The following is a 16,392-nucleotide window of genomic DNA, read 5'->3' as shown; positions in this document are numbered from 1 at the left end:
TGCGGTGACCGCCGCGCAAACGGTAGGCTTTCCGTGTGATCTTCAAGCGCATCGGCAACGGGCGGCCGTACCCGGATCACGGCCGGACCAGCACCCGCCAGTGGGCGGACGTCGCCCCTCGCCCGGTGCGACTCGACCAGTTGGTCACCACCAAGGGCCAGTTGGACCTGGAGACCCTGCTCGCCGAGGACTCCACGTTCTACGGCGACCTGTTCGCCCACGTGGTCAAGTGGCACGGCGACCTCTACCTGGAGGACGGGCTGCACCGCGCCGTGCGCGCCGCGCTGCAGCAGCGCCAGGTGCTGCACGCCCGGGTGCTGGAACTCGACTGACCGTTCGGCCGACCCGTCGGCTGATCCCCCGTCACGCGTTCCCACCCGTGGCTGACGCCTGCCCCGGCACGGGCCGCCACTCCCCTGCGACACGCCCTGACGGGTGCCGCGTCACCCGGACGGGGCTGTCCGGCGATCGCCAGTACACCCTTTCGAGTGCCCGGCTGCGCCAATTGATGATCATTTATTACCTTCATCCCACGAACGGGACTAGGCTGCTGACCACGGTCTGAGCACACTGCGGGCTCCCCGATCCGACTCGTGGTGCCCGCATCCGCCGACCTCGCCCGACGCGCCCACCATCGCCGCCAACGGCTGTCCTTCGACCAAGGGGAGACAGACTGTGAGCATGTTGACTCCCCAAGGGTTGAAGGGGAAGCAGTTCCGGATCACCGGCACCAGCTACCCGCGCCTCGGCCCGCCGCCCAGGCGCGGCCGCCGGGTGCTGATGGTGGTGGGCTCGCTGCTCGCCCTGGCACTGATCGCCCTGGGTGGCGTACAGGTCGTGGACATCTTCACCGGCAAGGCCAAGCACGGCGCCGCACAGGCCTGCGCCTCCGCCCACCCGTCCGGCCACCCGGCCGCCGCGGGCAAGCCGCTGGCCGCGCCCTCCCCCGGTGCCCCGGCCTCCGGCTCCGCCCCGGCCGGCGCCGGCGCGTCCGCCGCCCCCAGCGCCCTGGGCAGTCCGCTGCCGGGCGTCACCGCCGCCCCGCAGCCGCAGACCGTCACGGTGAACGTGCTGAACTCCACCGACAAGGCGGGCCTGGCCAAGAACACCGCGGACGAGCTGAAGAAGCGCGGCTTCACCGTCGGCAAGGTCGGCAACGCGCCGTCCGCGCTGCAGAAGAAGGTGCCCGGCAGCGCGGTCCTGGTGGCCGGCCAGTCCGGCGCCGGCGGCGCGGCGCTGCTCGGCGCCCAGGTGGCCGGCGCCAGCACGATGGCCGACCAGCGCACCGACGGCAGCGTGGACTTCGTGATCGGCGACGGCTACACCGCCCTGCTGGACCCGACCGCCGCGGCCTCCGCGCTGGCCGAGGCCCTCAAGCCCTCCCCCACCCCGTCGCCGGTCCCCGGCAGCTGCTGAGCCGCCGACCCGACCGCACGGACCAACCGCACGGACCCGACCGCACGTCAGAAAGGGCCCCTCGTCACCGAGGGGCCCTTCCCGTTCCTGCCGTTCTTGCTGTGCTTCCCCGCCCGGCTACCCGGCCGTCCCGTACAGGCGGTCGCCCGCGTCGCCCAGGCCCGGGACGATGTAGCCGTGCTCGTTCAGCCGCTGGTCCAGCGCGGCGGTCACCACGGTGACCGGCAGCCCGGCCAGCTCCTTCTCCATCACCGCCACGCCCTCCGGCGCGGCCAGCAGCACCACGGCCGTCACGTCGGTCGCGCCGCGCTCGATCAGCAGCTTGATCGCGGCGACCAGGGTGCCGCCGGTGGCCAGCATCGGGTCCAGCACGTACACCTGGCGGCCCGACAGGTCGTCGGGCATCCGGGTGGCGTAGGTGGACGCCTCCAGGGTCTGCTCGTTGCGCACCATGCCGAGGAAGCCGACCTCGGCGGTGGGCAGCAGCCGGGTCATGCCGTCCAGCATGCCCAGCCCCGCGCGCAGGATCGGCACCACCAGCGGGCGCGGGTAGCTGAGCCGCACTCCGGTGGTGACCGCGACCGGGGTGGTGATCTCGACCTCGTCGGTCCGCACGTCCCGGGTGGCCTCGTAGGCCAGCAGCGTGACCAGCTCGTCGGTCAGGCGACGGAAGGTCGGGGAATCGGTGCGCTCATCGCGCAGCGTGGAGAGCTTGTGGGCCACCAGGGGGTGGTCGACGACGTGGATCCGCATGCTTCTGACCTTAACCGCGTCCAGGAGCGCCCACGACCGTCCGCGTGCGCGCTCTGCGCGCTGCGATCTCCCCCTCCCCTTCACCACTCCCTCCCTCCTGTGTCATGAACCTTCTTCCGTCCCTCCTGTGGTATCTACCGGCGAGTTCTGGGAGAGTCGGACGGTATGAACAGGACCCCGGAGGATCCCGCGGCCGAGCCGGCCGACGCCCCGATGGAGACCGAGGCGGAGCGCCGCCGCCGTCGGGCGGTGTTCCTGCGCGAGCTGGCCGAGGCCCGCGAACTCCGCGCCCGGGTCCAGCCGCGCAAGACCAAGGAGCGTCGGATGCGCGAGGCACTCCGCATGCGCACCTTCCGCATCTGACCCCCGCCCCGCGCCTCTCGCGCCGCCCAACCGTGCAATCCCGGCCACCATCGCGCCGAATCCGACACGACCTGCGAAGACGCGGCGTCGAACACTCCCCGAGAGGGCTGGCGATCTGTCACGATGCCGGAGGGACGGTCCGAACAGCGGACCGCCTCTGGTGCGGGGGCGGCCAGACCGCGTTCGCCCGAGATCGCCTACGGCCGAGACCATTTGGGAGAGTCCCTGGTGGCGTACTTCGCTGCAGTGCTTGCTCGCACCGAGGACGGGTGGGATGTGAGCGAGACCGAGTTGGACAACGTCGAGACCCTTGCCGATCTTGCCGACCTGGCGCGCGAATCGGCACAGGACGACGACACGGTGCTGGTGTTCATCGAGCAGGAGGACGCGTGGTTCGCCGTCGTCCGGGTGGACGGCGAGGAGGATCCGCGGATCTTCGTCTCCGACGCCGCGGCCGCCGCGCGCAGCTCCTACGGAGACGTGGTGCTCACCGAGGAGCTCGTCGGCCGCGCCGGCGACAGTGAGTTCGACGACATCGACAACCTGGTGACCGAACTGGAGGAGAGCGAGGACGCCGAGCTCTCCGACTCCGACGACGAGGACGAGGACGCCCCGCTCACCGGCCCGGGCGGCGTCCCGGTCGGCCCGCTGGGCGACGCCGAGCTGCTCACCGAGTTCGGCGTGGCCGCCAAGGACCTGCTCGCCCTGGCCGACGAGGGCGCCGAGCCCGGCGACGCCCTGGCCGAGATCGCCGACGCACTGGGCTGCGCCGAGGTGCTGGAGGCGGTGCGCTAGCGGCGGCCGGGGCTGCATCGCGCACACTGGTGGGATGCAGCCCCGCCTCGCCCTCGCCCTCCCCCCGCTCCCGGCCCCGGTCCGCCCGGACCCGGTGCGCACCCGCTGGGAGCCGGCCATGCGCGAGGCGATCACGGAGGGGCTCTCGGCCCTCCCCTCGGGAGACGTCCCGGTGGGCGCCCTGGTCCTCTCCCCGGACGGCACCGTGATCGGCCGCGGCCACAACGAACGCGAGGCCACCGGCGACCCCACCGCCCACGCCGAGGTCCTCGCCATCCGCCGGGCCGCCACCGCCGTCGGCGAGTGGCGCCTGGCCGGCTGCACCCTGGTCGTCACCCTCGAACCCTGCACCATGTGCGCGGGCGCCATCGTCCTGTCCCGCCTCGACCGCGTCGTCTACGGCGCCCACGAGCCCAAGACCGGCGCCGCCGGCTCGTTGTTCGACGCCCTGAGGGACCCGAGGCTCAACCACCGCCCCGAGGTCATCCCGTCCGTCCTGCCCAACGACTGCGCGGCCCCCCTGCTGGACTTCTTCACCCCCCACCGCTGACCGGCCCCGGCCCGCCCCCTGACCGGCAACGAGAACGGATTTCGTCCCCGCCCACCCGGTCGGGTAGAGTCTCTCTCGGTAGCGTGTCCGAGCGGCCAAAGGAGCACGCCTCGAAAGCGTGTGTGGGGGCAACTCCACCGTGGGTTCGAATCCCACCGCTACCGCCAGAGTAGTAGCCAGGAAGGGCGCTCCCGATGTTTCGGGGGCGCCCTTCCTCATTCGCGACGCCGCAGGCCGTTCTCATGACGGCGCCACGAACGGGAGCAGCGCCGGCCAGGGGTGCAGTTCCGATCGGTGCGCCAGGATCTCACCGAGGTGCGCCCGGGACTACCGACACAGAAGGATCCGGTTGCCCGCGGGTACCCGATCGCCGAAGTCGAGAACCAGCTGAGGCGCCCCTGCTGATAGCGCGCCTGCCGCGAGGCTGCCACCGCGCTTACCCAACTCGACCATCGGCAGGACACGACCAGGGCTGCAGATGACCCCGTTGCACATCATCGCGGCCTGTGATCTCCACGCCTGCGACGGGGAGATTTGGAACAGCGTCGGAGCAACGGCCCGACCCCTGTCCAGCAGCCCGGCCGGGATGGCCGGACCGCCGCGCAGCACCACTCCAACTCCCTTTCCGTCCAATACCTCCGCCCGGCGCGGCAGTTGGTCCTGCGTCTCAACGTCGACCGCCCCCACCAGCTCCGCCGGCCCAAAAGCACGCCCGTCCCCTCCCGCGGACAGCAGTTCCACGAGCCACCCCCCTCCACCAGTCCCGCCCCTGCGCCTGACGCCCAGTCCGTCCGCCGTCGAGGAGAGTCGCTGCACGTCCTGCGTCGCCCAACCCGTTCCGATCGAATATGGGCCTCGAACTGTTCGATGGATGAGGTAACTTGGCCCCCGGCAAGGGCATCTGCTCTTGCCGACACTTCTAGGGCTCCGGCTCTAGGGGACAGGGGAGAACTGCATATGCCAAGGTACGTACACGTACCCACAGCAGCCACCGCCAACCTGATCCGGCAGGCGTACGAAGCCGGCGGCCCGTACCAGTGGGCCCGCGAGGCGTGGAAGAACTCCGAGGAGAGCGGCGCCCGCACCATCCACTTCGGGATCGAGGAGCAGGCCGCCGCGAACCTGGGCGTGCTGCGGCGGACCATCATGGACGACGGCAACGGCATGGAGCCGAACGACCTTCGCGACTTCCTGACCACCTTCGGGGGCGGCGGGAAGCCGATCGGCATGGACGAGAACTTCGGTCAGGGCTTCAAGTCCTCGGTCCTGCCGTGGAATCCGTACGGTGTCGTCGTCATCAGCTACACGGAGACTGCCCCCGACGGCGCGATGCTCTGGATCCACCGCGACCACACCGGCAGCTACGCCCTCAGGGAGTGGGCGGCGGAAGACGAGGACGGAGACTTCGTCAGCCAGACCGACGTAGTGGCACCGTTCGTCGATGACGAGCATGGCTGCGACTGGGGGCAGATCCGTCCCAGCTGGATGAAGACCGGAACCATCATGGTCCTCCTCGGTGACAATCCGAAGAGCGACACCTGGATGGGCGATCCGTCACGGAAGGAGACGGTGGACGACCTCATCCGCTACATGAACGGTCGCTTGCTGATCGTGCCCGAGCGTGATGGCAGTCCCATCGAGACCAACGTCATCGACCTGTACGCCAAGCGCAGCAATGAACGCCGTGACAGCAAGGACAGGACCATCGAACTCCCGGACGGGCGTTCGATGGTCTGGCGTCCCCGACGAGTCCACGGGCTCACCCACTACATTCCCGAGGTTGCTGCTCGGGGCACCGTCGTCGTCGACCCCCACGGCACCCGTGTCGACTGGTTCCACGTTCCCGAGCCGCATCCGGCAGTCGGTGGCACCTCGGACTACATCATTCAACGGCCCGCTGTCGTGGTCGACTACCAGGGCGAGGCGTACCACTCGGACAGCGGGAAGTCGCGCTACCGCCAGTTCGGCATCACCGACGAGATCATGCACAGGACCTGGTTGATCGTCCGACCCCCCGTCTACAGCGACAGTCGCCCGACTCAGTGGGGCGTGCTCACTCAGGCGTCGCGACACATCCTGTTCTCGAAGGGTGGGCGCGAGCTCCCCTGGGAGGAATGGGGAGACGCGTTCTTCCAACAGTTCCCCGACGAACTCGTCAGGGCTCGGGACGCAGCCCGGGCCGCGACCGCCTCGCAGAGCGACCCGTCGATGGCCAAAAACCTTTCGCGGATCCTCGACCGGCTCAACCCCCGCTTCAAGGCCTCCCGCGTGCTGAGCAACGCGGCCGGCCGCATCCTCGGGAATCCGGCCGGCACCGGCGCGGGAGTTCCCGCCGCCAGGAGCCCCCGTACGGGCACCGGGACGGTGGCAAAGGGCCAGGGCACCGGCTCCGTGACGCCCCGACAGGTTCTGATCCCCACCGCTGGTGGCAGTGCCACGGGCATGCCCGGTACCGTGCGCGGCGGCTACCCGGCATTCCGCTGGAAGCAGTTCGACACGGACGAGGCGAAGCAGCTCGCCTACTACGTGAAGAACGAGACCCTGACGGTCGACGACATCACGTACCGGGGTGTGGTGCACCTGAACGCCAAGCACCCCGTCTTCGTCCAGGAGTTCCTGTACTGGTCCGGCCAGGTATGGCCCAAGGCCGACCCGGCGAAGGTGCGGGAGCTCGTCGAACGGGTCTACGGCGAGGAGGCCGTGGCCCACGTGGTCCACGCCCAGCGCCTCAACGGCACGCTCGTGGGGCGCTCGGACGAGGGCACCCCGGTGGTCATGAGCGAGGACGATGTCCAGTCGCTGCTCGAGCCCGCAGCCCTGTCGGCGGCGCTGCTCGGACTGATCAACGTCGAACAGCGAGTGCTCACCCAGGGTGGCGGGCTGTTCGGCAGTCGCGCCGCCTCCTAGCAGACCGCTGCACGAACTCCGGACGCTCCGCCCACCCGTCCGACCCGGGTGGGCGGAGCGCACACCGATCCTGCACACCGGTGCGGCCACTCGCCCCGACCCGGCGGAGGACAATGGCAGATGTGGTGATCTCCCCCGTTCCGTCCTCCCCGGGTGTCTCGGACCGCATGAGCCGGCAGGCATCGCGGGACACCAAGCCCGAGCTCGCGGTTCGCGGCCTGCTGTTCCGGAGTGGCCTGCGCTACCGCCTGAACGAGCGGGTACCCGGAATGGCGCGGCGCACCGTCGACATCACCTTCCGAAGGGCCCGTGTCGCGGTATTCATCGACGGCTGTTTCTGGCACGGCTGCCCGGTCCACGCCACACAGCCGAAGAGCAATTCGCAGTGGTGGCGGGACAAGCTGGACGCCAACATGGCCCGGGACCTGGAGACCACTGCGCACATGACCGCCAATGGGTGGACGGTACTCAGGTTCTGGGAACACGAAGCACCTGAGTCCGTGGCGCAGCGGGTGAGGGAGGCGGTCGCCGCCAATACTCCGCCGAAAAGGCCGATACGCCCGCGCCCACTACATGAGGAGCGCCCGGAGTGAGCGACCCGTGCGAACTTCGTTCGTTGGAGTCCGCTGTCGGCCGCTCCCTGTAAACTGGCCGCTTGCCCAACGCTCGTCACGCGTGGATGGCGGTCGGGCTCGTAGCCGGACGTTTCTCCGGCCCGCCGGCTAGGATCCCAGCATGCACACGTCCGTGGTACCCGCCCACCTCAAGATCATTGACCTGTTCGCCGGGCCAGGTGGGCTGGACGTGGCTGCTCGTGCACTCGGGATCCCGGTGACCGGCATCGAGTGGGACTCCGATGCCTGCGCGACAAGGCTGGCAGCCGGGCTGCTGACCGAGCAGGGAGATGTTCGGAAGTACGGCCCCAAGAGCTTCCCGACAGCAAATGTTCTCGCCGGCGGACCTCCGTGCCAGACGTACACCGTTGCGGGCAACGGCACCGGACGCCGCGCCTTGGACCAAGTCCTCGATCTGGCCAAGCGCATGGCCAAGGGGGACATCGAGGCCGTGATCACCGAGCTCGCGAAGGAGAAGGATCCTCGCACCGGCCTGGTTCTCGAGCCCCTGCGCTGGGCTCTCCAGGCGCTGGAACTCGAACGCCCCTACCAGCTGATCGTGCTCGAGCAGGTACCGGCGGTCCTGCCGGTCTGGCAGGAGTTTCGCGACATTCTCATCACCAAGGGTTACTCGGCGATCTGCGACGTCCTGCACACCGAGGAATTCGGTGTACCGCAGACCCGTCGTCGAGCGATTCTGGTGGCCCGTTATGTCGGCGACTCCGAGTCGGCTCTTCGAGCCGAGGTCGAACTGCCGAAAGCCACCCACCGCCGCTATCACAAGCGCACCAAGGACAGCAACGAGCCCTCCAAGCTGGACCGCTGGGTGACCATGGGCAACGCCCTGAACCGCACCGGGCCGTTCGTCGTCGTCTCGAACTACGGCACTGGTGGCGACCCCAAACTCCGCGGTCAGCGACGTTCGGACGAGCCGGCCTTCACGGTGACCGGGAAGGTCTCCCGGAACAAGGTAGTGATGCCGTACGGCACACCGTTCCCCCCGCCGCTCGACCGCCTCACCGAGGAGGAGGCGGGCCGGTTGCAGACCTTCCCCGCGACCTTCCCCTGGTCGGGCAGGGCCGTGTCGCAGCAGATCGGCAATGCAATCCCGCCCCGCCTCGGAATCCACGTGCTCGCGGCTGCACTCGGCCTCGACAACGAGCAGCGGGACACCGCCCTGGCTCTGCTGCCGCAGCTCAGCTTCCCGCACTGCGCAGCGATCGACGGTGCCCCTGTCGAGCCCGACACAGGCGAGTGAGCCGTCACAACCACGGCAGCCAGCAGGAGCTGACACTGAATCACCGCCGGCGCTATGGGCAGTCCCGCGTCGTGCGCCCCGATGGTTCGCGCAACTTCCGCCAGTCCGTCACTGATTCTCACTATCGTGTGCTTCGAACAGTCCTCGTCGAGTCGGTGCACGCGGCATCTCTCCGTGTGCAGGCTCCGAACTGCAAGGAGCGACAGTGGGAGATCCGCGCATCGAGAAGGCCTGGAGGGTCTTCCAGGCCAGGGTGGACACGGCTCTTCCGCACGAGGTGACGCAGGAGCTCCGGGACCTGTTCGTGCCGGACGAGGTGATCGAGGAGCTTCTCCGCCGGCACGACGCAGAGACCGCCCGGATCGCCGGCCTGCGGGAACCGCTGGCACTCGGACGCGAGAATGCCTTGCCCTGGTACACAGGCCCTCGGCCCGACGACAAGAACTGGCCTCCGTTCGAGGGTCTGCTGCGCCGCTCGCTGGGTGCAGAGGCCACTTCGAAGATCGACGAGGCCTCCACCCGGGTGGTCGCGATGCTCGACCATCCCGCCACGCCAACGTTCCGATCCCGCGGTCTGGTCGTGGGTCACGTGCAGTCCGGCAAGACGAGCAACTTCACCGGCGTGGTCTGCAAGGCTGCGGACCGGGGCTACCGCATGTTCATCGTCCTGTCCGGCATCCACAACTCCCTCCGGCGTCAGACCCAGGCACGGCTCATCCGAGACGTGGTGAACCAGAACAAGCCGTCGTGGCATCAGATCACCAGCACCGAGCACGACTTCGTGCCGCCGCCGAACGCGCAGTCCTTCCTGGCCTCGAAGGACCAGACTCTCCTGCTCGTAGTCAAGAAGAACGCATTCGTCCTGCGGAAGCTGCGCGACTGGCTCGAGCAGGCACAGGAGCAACTGGGCAACTGTCCGACTCTGATCATCGACGACGAGGCGGACCAAGCGACGCTGGCAACGCGCAGGATCAACCCCCTCATCAGGGATGTGATCACCCGTCTGCCCAAGGTCTGCTACGTCGGCTACACCGCCACCCCGTTCGCCAACCTGCTGACCGACCCGCTCGACCACGAGGACTTCTACCCGCGCGACTTCATCCTGAGCCTGCCGCGGGGCGCGGACTACCAGGGGCCCGAGACTCTCTTCGGCCGCCACCCCCTCGACGGGGAGGACCCCGCCGTTGTGCCCGGCGGACTCGACATGATCCGGACCATCCCGGACGACGAACTGGACGACCTGCGACCGAAGAAGCAGAGTGCCGCCGCCGGGTTCGCACCGCTGATCACGAAGTCGCTGCGCCGGGCAGCGCTCTGGTTCTGGTTGAGCACAGCCGCGCGCCACGCCCGGGGCCAGCAGGCGAAGCACTCCTCAATGCTGGTCCACGCTCACTCCGACACCCGGGTCCACGACTCGTACGGGGCGCCGCTGCGCGAGCTGCAGGAGGCGGTGTCCGCGGGCCTCACGGACCGCGATCCCGTCTTGATCGACGAATTTCGCCGGCTCTGGGAGGAAGAGTCCGGCCGGGTCTCCCCCACGCTCTTCGGGAATCCCGTGATCGGCTTCGACGACCTGCCAGAGCAGCTGACCAACGTGGTCCGGACGACCAAGATTGTCATGGACCACTATCGGAGCACTGATCGGCTGGACTACGACTCCGGTCCGGTGAACGTGATCGCTGTCGGCGGCAACACTCTCTCGCGAGGGCTCACCCTCGAAGGGCTTGTGGTCAGCTTCTTCGTGCGCTCATCGAACGTCTACGACACCCTCCTCCAGATGGGCCGCTGGTTCGGCTACCGTCCCGGCTACGAGGACCTGCCCCGGATCTTCATGCCCGAGGAGACCCGGCGGTGGTTCATGCATTTGGCCACGGTCGAGGAGGAGATGCGCCGGGAGATCGACCGTTACCTCACCGAGCACAGGACTCCTCTCGAACTGGCCGTTCGGATCCGGTGCCACCCGAAAATGCGCGTAACGGCCCCCTCCAAAGCGGGCTCCGCAGTCCGCGCAGCTGCCTCCTACGGCGAGCAGCTTGTCGAGAGCCACTACTTCCCGCGTCTGCCCGACGACCTCGCCTCGAAGTGGCACGAGACCAATGCAGATGCGGTCGCGGAGCTCCTCGATGCGGCGGCTCTGGAAGGTCGGTCGGACCCAGCGGTCCCAGCGGGTCGCGCGCTGTGGCGCGAGGTGCCCGCGGCCCGTGTGGTCGACTTCCTCGGCTCGTACCAGTTCCACCCGAAGTCGGTCGAGGCGTCCTCGGACCTGATGCGGGAGTACATCCGCCGCCGCAACGAGAACGGCGCCCTTGCCACCTGGAACATCGGTGTTGTCGGTAGCTCCGTCAAGAAGGACTCCTCCGCGGTCCCGCTTCCCGGTGGCATCACAGTGGCCCGGGTGACCCGTACCCAGCTCAAGGCCACCGCCCACGACGACGTGGCGGACATCAAGACGCTCACCGGTTCGCGGGACGAGGCTCTCGACCTCGTGATCCCCGAGGATGAGAAGTCGCTCAACCGGACCAAGCTCCAGGATCTGCGGGTCCGCCAACAGCCCGAACGCGGTCTGGTTCTGCTCTACCCGATCGACGCCAAGTCCGAGGTCCCGGTACGCACGCTGAACGGTGAGAAGACAGAAGTCCCGGGCCGGGCACCGCTCGACGCGCCGGGAGAGGTCGTCTGGGGCGCCGCCCTGATCTTTCCCCGCCCGAGCGGGGGAGACGCTCTCGTCGAGTACGACTACGTCGCTGCCAACCTCCGTCAGGTCTTTCCTTCGGCCGGCGACGAGGACACGGAGGATCTGTCCGTGCTCGACCAAGATCTCGACGCCGACGGCGAGGCGGGGTCGTGACCGGATCGTCGGCTGTGCCTCCCGCCTCCGCCAGGTGGCGGGAGCTGTTGGAACGTCTGTGGGCCCGGCTGGACAAAGAGGCGCTCAGCAGACCCTCGGAGCTGATGTTGACCGGCGCCCTCGAGATCGCCACGCCACACGGACTGGTACGCCTCGGGCGGGATGCCGAAGGCAGGCGACACCTGCTCGTTCCGGTCGCACGCCTGCAGAGGGTCGACGACGACCGACGAAGCGTCGGTGTCCACCTCACCAGTCGCGTCCTGCTGGTCGACGATCTACCGGTCCGTTTCGCGGACCTGGTGTGTCGGCGGCAGGACCTCTCCGGTGTCTTCACCGGGCTCGTCGCAGATCTCTGCGCGCAGGTGGCGGTGGAACCTGATGATGCGCCTGCCGGAATCGCTCGGACGCTCAGCGCCTGGCGTCTCCTGCTCGGCAGCCAGAGCGGCCGGTGGACGATGCCCCGCCTCGCCGGCCTCTTCGCCGAACTCACTGTCCTGGAAGAGCTGCTGACAGTCAGCTCGGAAGCGGCTCGAACCTGGCACGGCCCTACGGGCAGTGCACATGACTTCCGCACTGCCCATCATGCGATCGAGGTCAAGGCGTCCACCACCGCGGGCGGGCGGACAGTCCGTATTCACGGAGTGGACCAGTTGGAGGCCCCGGCAGGCGGCAGCCTGCACCTCGCCTGGTTCCGTGTCGCCGCACGCGCCGGAAACGAGGGCAGAACCGTCCTCGACCTCGTCGAATCCTGCCGCGCCAGGGCGAGCACCCTCGACATACTGGACGAGCGTCTGAGTGCGCTGGGAATCAACGCGAGCCTCGAACCCGTCTTCGCGGAGGCACGCTTCGAGTCGACGGACGAGCAGTGGTACGAGGTCGACCACACCTTCCCCCGGATCATCCCGACCAGCTTTGCAGAAGGTGCCGTGCCGTCAGGTGTCAGCAGCATGGAGTACCTCGTCGACCTGGACAACGTTCCCGCCCGAGCCGACCGACTGACCGCCCTCGACCGTTTGGCATCCGAACTTTGAACACACACACCTGGTACTCCCAGCCCTTTCGCGCGGACGGCGGCATCACCGCCGACGGACTTTTGGGACAGTTGGGCAGACCGCAGCTGTCCCGCCTGACGATTCTGGTCCGGGAAGCCGCGCAGAACTCCTGGGACGCCAGGTGCCACGACCAGCCGGTCGTGCGGTTCCGCCTCGATCTCAGCACCGTCAGTGCCGCACACATCGGTGAGTGGCGGCGCCTTTTCGCGGACGGGATACCCCCGGAAGGAGACACAGACGGAGCATTCAGGAAGCTCGGGCAAGCGTCCTCGATCCGGTATCTCGCGGTCTCCGATCGTGGGACCCGCGGGCTGGGCGGGCCGACCCGCTCCGACGCCGGCCACAGCACGCGACGGGAATGGCTCCGTTTCATCCTCAACAGTGGTGACAGGGACGGCGATCACCAGCCCGGTACCACCGGGGGAACCTTCGGCTACGGAAAGGGAGCTTTCTTCCTCTCGTCCGCAGCGGGATGCGTCTTCGTCCACACCCGGTTCAGGGACGAGGACGGCACGCTCCGGTCCCGTTTCATCGGAAGCGCGATTCGCAAGGCGTTCTGGCATGACGGAGCCAGCTACACGGGACGTCACTGGTGGGGACAGCCGGGGCCCGAGCATTGCGAGCCCCTCCACGACGAGATGGCCGACGGACTCGCCCGTCGTCTCGGTCTTCCCGTGTTCGGTGCGGAGGACACGGGCACCACGGTAGTCATCGTGGATCCCGACCTGACGGACCCGACGCTTCCGGACACCGAATCCGCAGCACAGATGAACATCAACGATGCGGGCACCTACCTGGCTGATGCGGCCGCTTGGAACCTCTGGCCGATCATGCTGGAGGGAAGGCAGACCCGTATGGAGGTCTCCGTCACAGCCAACGGGATCGAGATCGAGGTACCGAGCCCTTCAACCGATCCGACGCTCGCGTTCTTCGCCGATGCCTACCACAAGGCGGCCATGGGCCGGGGGGAGGTGCTCAGTTGCGGTCGGCCGCAGAAGGAACTGGGGGACTTCGCCTATGAGTACACCTACGCGGCGACCGTCACATCACCCGCTGCCCGTGATCTCGGTATCGAAGGCGCTCCCCATCATGTCTGCCTGATCCGTGGACCGGAACTCGTGACCAGGTACTACGAAGGTCCCGAACGTCCCAACCCACATGTGGGCTACGCAGGCGTCTTCAAGGTGTCGGACGAGCTCGATCCCGTCTTCGCTCGATCGGAGCCCCCCACCCACGACGCTTGGGCCTATCAACAGCTGAAGGGTCAGGAAGCGACCTTCGTGCGGACACTGGGTCGACGGCTGAAGGAGCGCTGCGATGCGATCAGCGGGGCCACGGCAATGAGGGCGTTCAAGGTCGGCGACTACCGTGTCGGATCGGTCGCCCAGAGGTTGGGACACCTACTGGCCGGCCCCGGTGGAACTGGCACGGCTGTCCCCGACCTGGCTCCCATGCCGGGAAGATCGATCGAGCAGGACCACGGGCCCTCCGAAGCACCGGCTTCCGGAACGCAGCAAGAACCATTTTCAGCCGGACAACCATGGGACGGAACTCACCCGGGGAACGCGGCGGGTATCCCGGACCCTCGAACAGCGCCGGCCCAGCCGCAGCCTCGGACGTCCGCGACTCGCAGGCCCACACTGGTCTCCTCACCCCGGTTCGAATTCATCGACGGGAAGCCGGTTCTGGTCCAGCGGGTCAGACTGCACGGATCCGGCCGCAACGAAGGGCACGTCAAGGTCGTTACCGGCGAGGGCGGCACTGAGCACTCCGCCCCTCTCGGTACCGTCCAGCCAACTGTGTACGGCTGGCGAACCACGGACGGGCGGATCGTCCCGGGCGAAGTGCTCTATCACTCCGAGGGCCTCGCGGAGGTCGATCTCATTGTTGTTGCGGTCCCGGACGCCGTTCTCGAACTGAATGTGACGGGGCAGCAATGAGTGTGAAGGCATGGCCGTACCGTCGGCCGATCGACCGAGTCGTTGCCGAGGCCTGGCGGATGGACGCGGAGACCGGGCCGTTGCTCCCGGCGGCCCTTCCAGCCTGGGACTACTCGACCGACCTCACTCTGGCGCGCATCGTCCATCTGGACCTGGCAGGAATCCGCGAGGACTGCGGCCTTCCGGACGATGCCCCACTACGGCTGTGCGTCCGGTACTGGCCGTCCAGCTCGCGGCTGCGTCATTCGGCCTTCCAGGCTGCTTTGCCCACACATGCGTCGCAGAATGTCACCGTGGTCGAGTTGACCGCACCGGGCAGAGACCTGGGCGGGCTCCTTACTGTCGAGACCCTCCTCGAACTCGCTGCAGACCTCAGAACGGACCACCCCTTCGTTCCCCACCGAGCCGGTTCGATCCTCTGGCACGAGCAGACCAGAGTCGCACTCGAGGGCGCTGCGGGTCTGCTGCCCACTGCTCCTGTGTCGTTCTCGGAAGCCGGCCTTCCGGCCGGCGCGGCCTGGTACGTCAGCATGGACGGCGGCGACTGGCGGCAAGCAGCGATGGGGAGCCTGCTGGTGCTCCTCAACACGGACAACCCTGCCGTTCGAAAGGCTCTCGAAGCCGGCCATGACGAAGCCACGGCCCTGTTGTGGGACACCCTGGGCATCGACATCGTGACCGACCTCGTAGGACGCGCCCTGGACGACGAGGCCTTCGACGAGGATCAGGAGGCGACGGGCTCCGAGGGAGACCTGACGATGGCGGGACTCATCAGATCCCTGGTCCGCATCTACCTCGCCAACCCGACTGAAACCCCTGCTGTTGCCATCAAGCGACTCCGGGACGAGCGCAAGGCGGATCCATCGCGATTCCGTGCATATGTCCAGAAGGGTGTCGGCTTTCCACGAGAGGCATCTCGATGAGTGTTCTGTACCCACGGCTGCTCCCCGGGGAGTCCGACAGACTGTTCGCGGAGTTGCACAGGCTCGGGCCCGGGGAGCACAAGAAGATGGTCGCCGGCCATTCTTCCCGCGCGGTGTACGCGGCGACCGGCGGTCGACGGGTCACCCGGGACGAGCTCGACGATCTCCGCCATGCTGTCCTCGCGGCAGCTCAGGCGCAGGGCTTTCCCGAACCTCCGGGTAGCGCTCGACGGAACGCGTTCGACCAGCAGACTGCGCGGATCCTTCACGAGCAGAGCCTCATGGTGCCCGGGGAGGCTGCGCAACGTCAGGTTTGGTCCTTCCTGGCGCTGGTACTTCTGCCCGACATCTGCGTCTGGCGCTGGCCGGCAAACGACGACGGCCAGTACCTGGCAGACCGTTTCAAGGGCCTGGACCTGACCCGCCATGCATTGGCCAGACTCTGGACCCGAGCACATGTCCTGCACGAGCCCGAGGCACCCGAGCCCTACAGCCTCCTGTCGGTACTCGGAGAAGCGGACCTGGACCAGATCATGGCCAGACGGGGATCCATCGCTGCTTCCCCGGCACTTGTCCGCGCGGTAGTACGCGGTCACCGGGACGCCGAACGCAGCGGCGACGGCGGCGCGACAGCACGTGCTGTCCTTCGGGAGAGTCTCGTTCGGCTCCTCCGCCTAACGGCGTTTCTCGACGTCGATTCGCTTTCGGAAAGCGAGACCGACCATCTGGCACGCATGATCCGACTCGAGGCGCGGATGTCGCTGACTTGAGGTGGATACGGGTGCCATCATCTCGGGTGCCAGGGCTGACATGGGCTGGTCGTTCTGAAGACGACGGCCCCGAAGTCTGCCTGTCGACGGGCGAGTGTGGCGGCCATCGTGCGGGGCGAAACTCGCGCGGCCTGGGGCGAATCTACTCTTGAACACTGGGAGGAAAGGCCGGTTATCACTCGATCGCCCGCGAGGTGCTGGAG

General features: G+C 68.1%; 14 protein-coding genes and 1 tRNA gene. 14 read left to right on the top strand and 1 reads right to left on the bottom strand.

Annotated elements, in window-relative coordinates; all coding sequences use genetic code 11:
• Window positions 1-35: 35 nt before the first annotated feature.
• Together ACFW1A_RS02935 and ACFW1A_RS02930 are read left to right on the top strand one after the other, a co-directional pair.
• The gene (locus ACFW1A_RS02935) at window positions 36-332 is read left to right on the top strand and encodes a type II toxin-antitoxin system VapB family antitoxin (protein ID WP_101380881.1); all 297 of its coding nucleotides are present in this window, start codon (window positions 36-38) and stop codon (window positions 330-332) included.
• A gap of 349 nt (window positions 333-681) precedes the next feature.
• Window positions 682-1,416: a LytR C-terminal domain-containing protein gene (locus tag ACFW1A_RS02930; protein WP_380403033.1), complete on the top strand. Its 735-nt coding sequence runs from the start codon at window positions 682-684 to the stop codon at window positions 1,414-1,416.
• A 117-nt stretch (window positions 1,417-1,533) separates the two neighbouring features.
• On the opposite strand, the gene upp is transcribed toward ACFW1A_RS02930, so the two are convergent.
• Window positions 1,534-2,169 carry a uracil phosphoribosyltransferase gene (upp, locus tag ACFW1A_RS02925; protein WP_380403030.1) on the bottom strand — a complete coding sequence of 212 codons (636 nt, stop codon included), beginning with the start codon at window positions 2,167-2,169 and terminating at the stop codon, window positions 1,534-1,536.
• Window positions 2,170-2,334: 165 nt separating this feature from the next.
• On the opposite strand from upp, the gene ACFW1A_RS02920 reads away from it, so the two are divergent.
• The 12 genes from ACFW1A_RS02920 (at window position 2,335) to ACFW1A_RS02865 (ending at window position 16,189) form a co-directional block, all read left to right on the top strand.
• On the top strand, window positions 2,335-2,532 hold the full coding sequence (locus tag ACFW1A_RS02920; RefSeq protein ID WP_380403027.1) for a hypothetical protein: 198 nt from the start codon (window positions 2,335-2,337) through the stop codon (window positions 2,530-2,532).
• Window positions 2,533-2,760: 228 nt separating this feature from the next.
• The gene (locus tag ACFW1A_RS02915; protein WP_380403024.1) at window positions 2,761-3,327 is read left to right on the top strand and encodes a hypothetical protein; all 567 of its coding nucleotides are present in this window, start codon (window positions 2,761-2,763) and stop codon (window positions 3,325-3,327) included.
• Between the two features lie 34 nt (window positions 3,328-3,361).
• Complete coding sequence (gene tadA / locus ACFW1A_RS02910; protein WP_380403021.1) at window positions 3,362-3,877, top strand: tRNA adenosine(34) deaminase TadA; 516 nt, start codon at window positions 3,362-3,364, stop codon at window positions 3,875-3,877.
• Between the two features lie 77 nt (window positions 3,878-3,954).
• Window positions 3,955-4,044, top strand: a tRNA-Ser gene (locus ACFW1A_RS02905).
• A gap of 790 nt (window positions 4,045-4,834) precedes the next feature.
• A complete protein-coding gene (locus tag ACFW1A_RS02900) occupies window positions 4,835-6,784 on the top strand; it encodes a hypothetical protein (protein ID WP_380403018.1) in 1,950 nt (649 codons plus the stop codon).
• 113 nt (window positions 6,785-6,897) lie between these two features.
• A complete protein-coding gene (locus tag ACFW1A_RS02895) occupies window positions 6,898-7,377 on the top strand; it encodes a very short patch repair endonuclease (RefSeq protein ID WP_380403015.1) in 480 nt (159 codons plus the stop codon).
• 142 nt (window positions 7,378-7,519) lie between these two features.
• Entirely contained in the window at window positions 7,520-8,656 is a 1,137-nt protein-coding gene (locus tag ACFW1A_RS02890; protein WP_380403012.1) for a DNA cytosine methyltransferase, read from the top strand.
• Window positions 8,657-8,861: 205 nt separating this feature from the next.
• Complete coding sequence (locus ACFW1A_RS02885) at window positions 8,862-11,504, top strand: Z1 domain-containing protein (RefSeq protein ID WP_380403009.1); 2,643 nt, start codon at window positions 8,862-8,864, stop codon at window positions 11,502-11,504.
• A gap of 47 nt (window positions 11,505-11,551) precedes the next feature.
• Entirely contained in the window at window positions 11,552-12,535 is a 984-nt protein-coding gene (locus ACFW1A_RS02880; protein ID WP_380403006.1) for a PD-(D/E)XK motif protein, read from the top strand.
• Window positions 12,532-14,496: a hypothetical protein gene (locus ACFW1A_RS02875; protein ID WP_380403003.1), complete on the top strand. Its 1,965-nt coding sequence runs from the start codon at window positions 12,532-12,534 to the stop codon at window positions 14,494-14,496. The genes ACFW1A_RS02880 and ACFW1A_RS02875 overlap by 4 nt, the downstream gene beginning before the upstream one ends.
• A 59-nt stretch (window positions 14,497-14,555) precedes the next feature.
• Entirely contained in the window at window positions 14,556-15,419 is an 864-nt protein-coding gene (locus ACFW1A_RS02870) for a hypothetical protein (protein WP_380403000.1), read from the top strand.
• A complete protein-coding gene (locus ACFW1A_RS02865) occupies window positions 15,416-16,189 on the top strand; it encodes a DUF6339 family protein (RefSeq protein ID WP_380402997.1) in 774 nt (257 codons plus the stop codon). Before ACFW1A_RS02870 ends, ACFW1A_RS02865 begins: the two co-directional genes overlap by 4 nt.
• Window positions 16,190-16,392: the final 203 nt, after the last annotated feature.

The organism is Kitasatospora sp. NPDC058965, assembly GCF_042741245.1.
In the GTDB taxonomy this organism is placed as follows: Bacteria; Actinomycetota; Actinomycetes; order Streptomycetales; family Streptomycetaceae; genus Kitasatospora.
The sequence above is the reverse complement of the archived record's forward strand: the minus strand, read 5'-3'. Positions and strand labels throughout refer to the sequence as shown.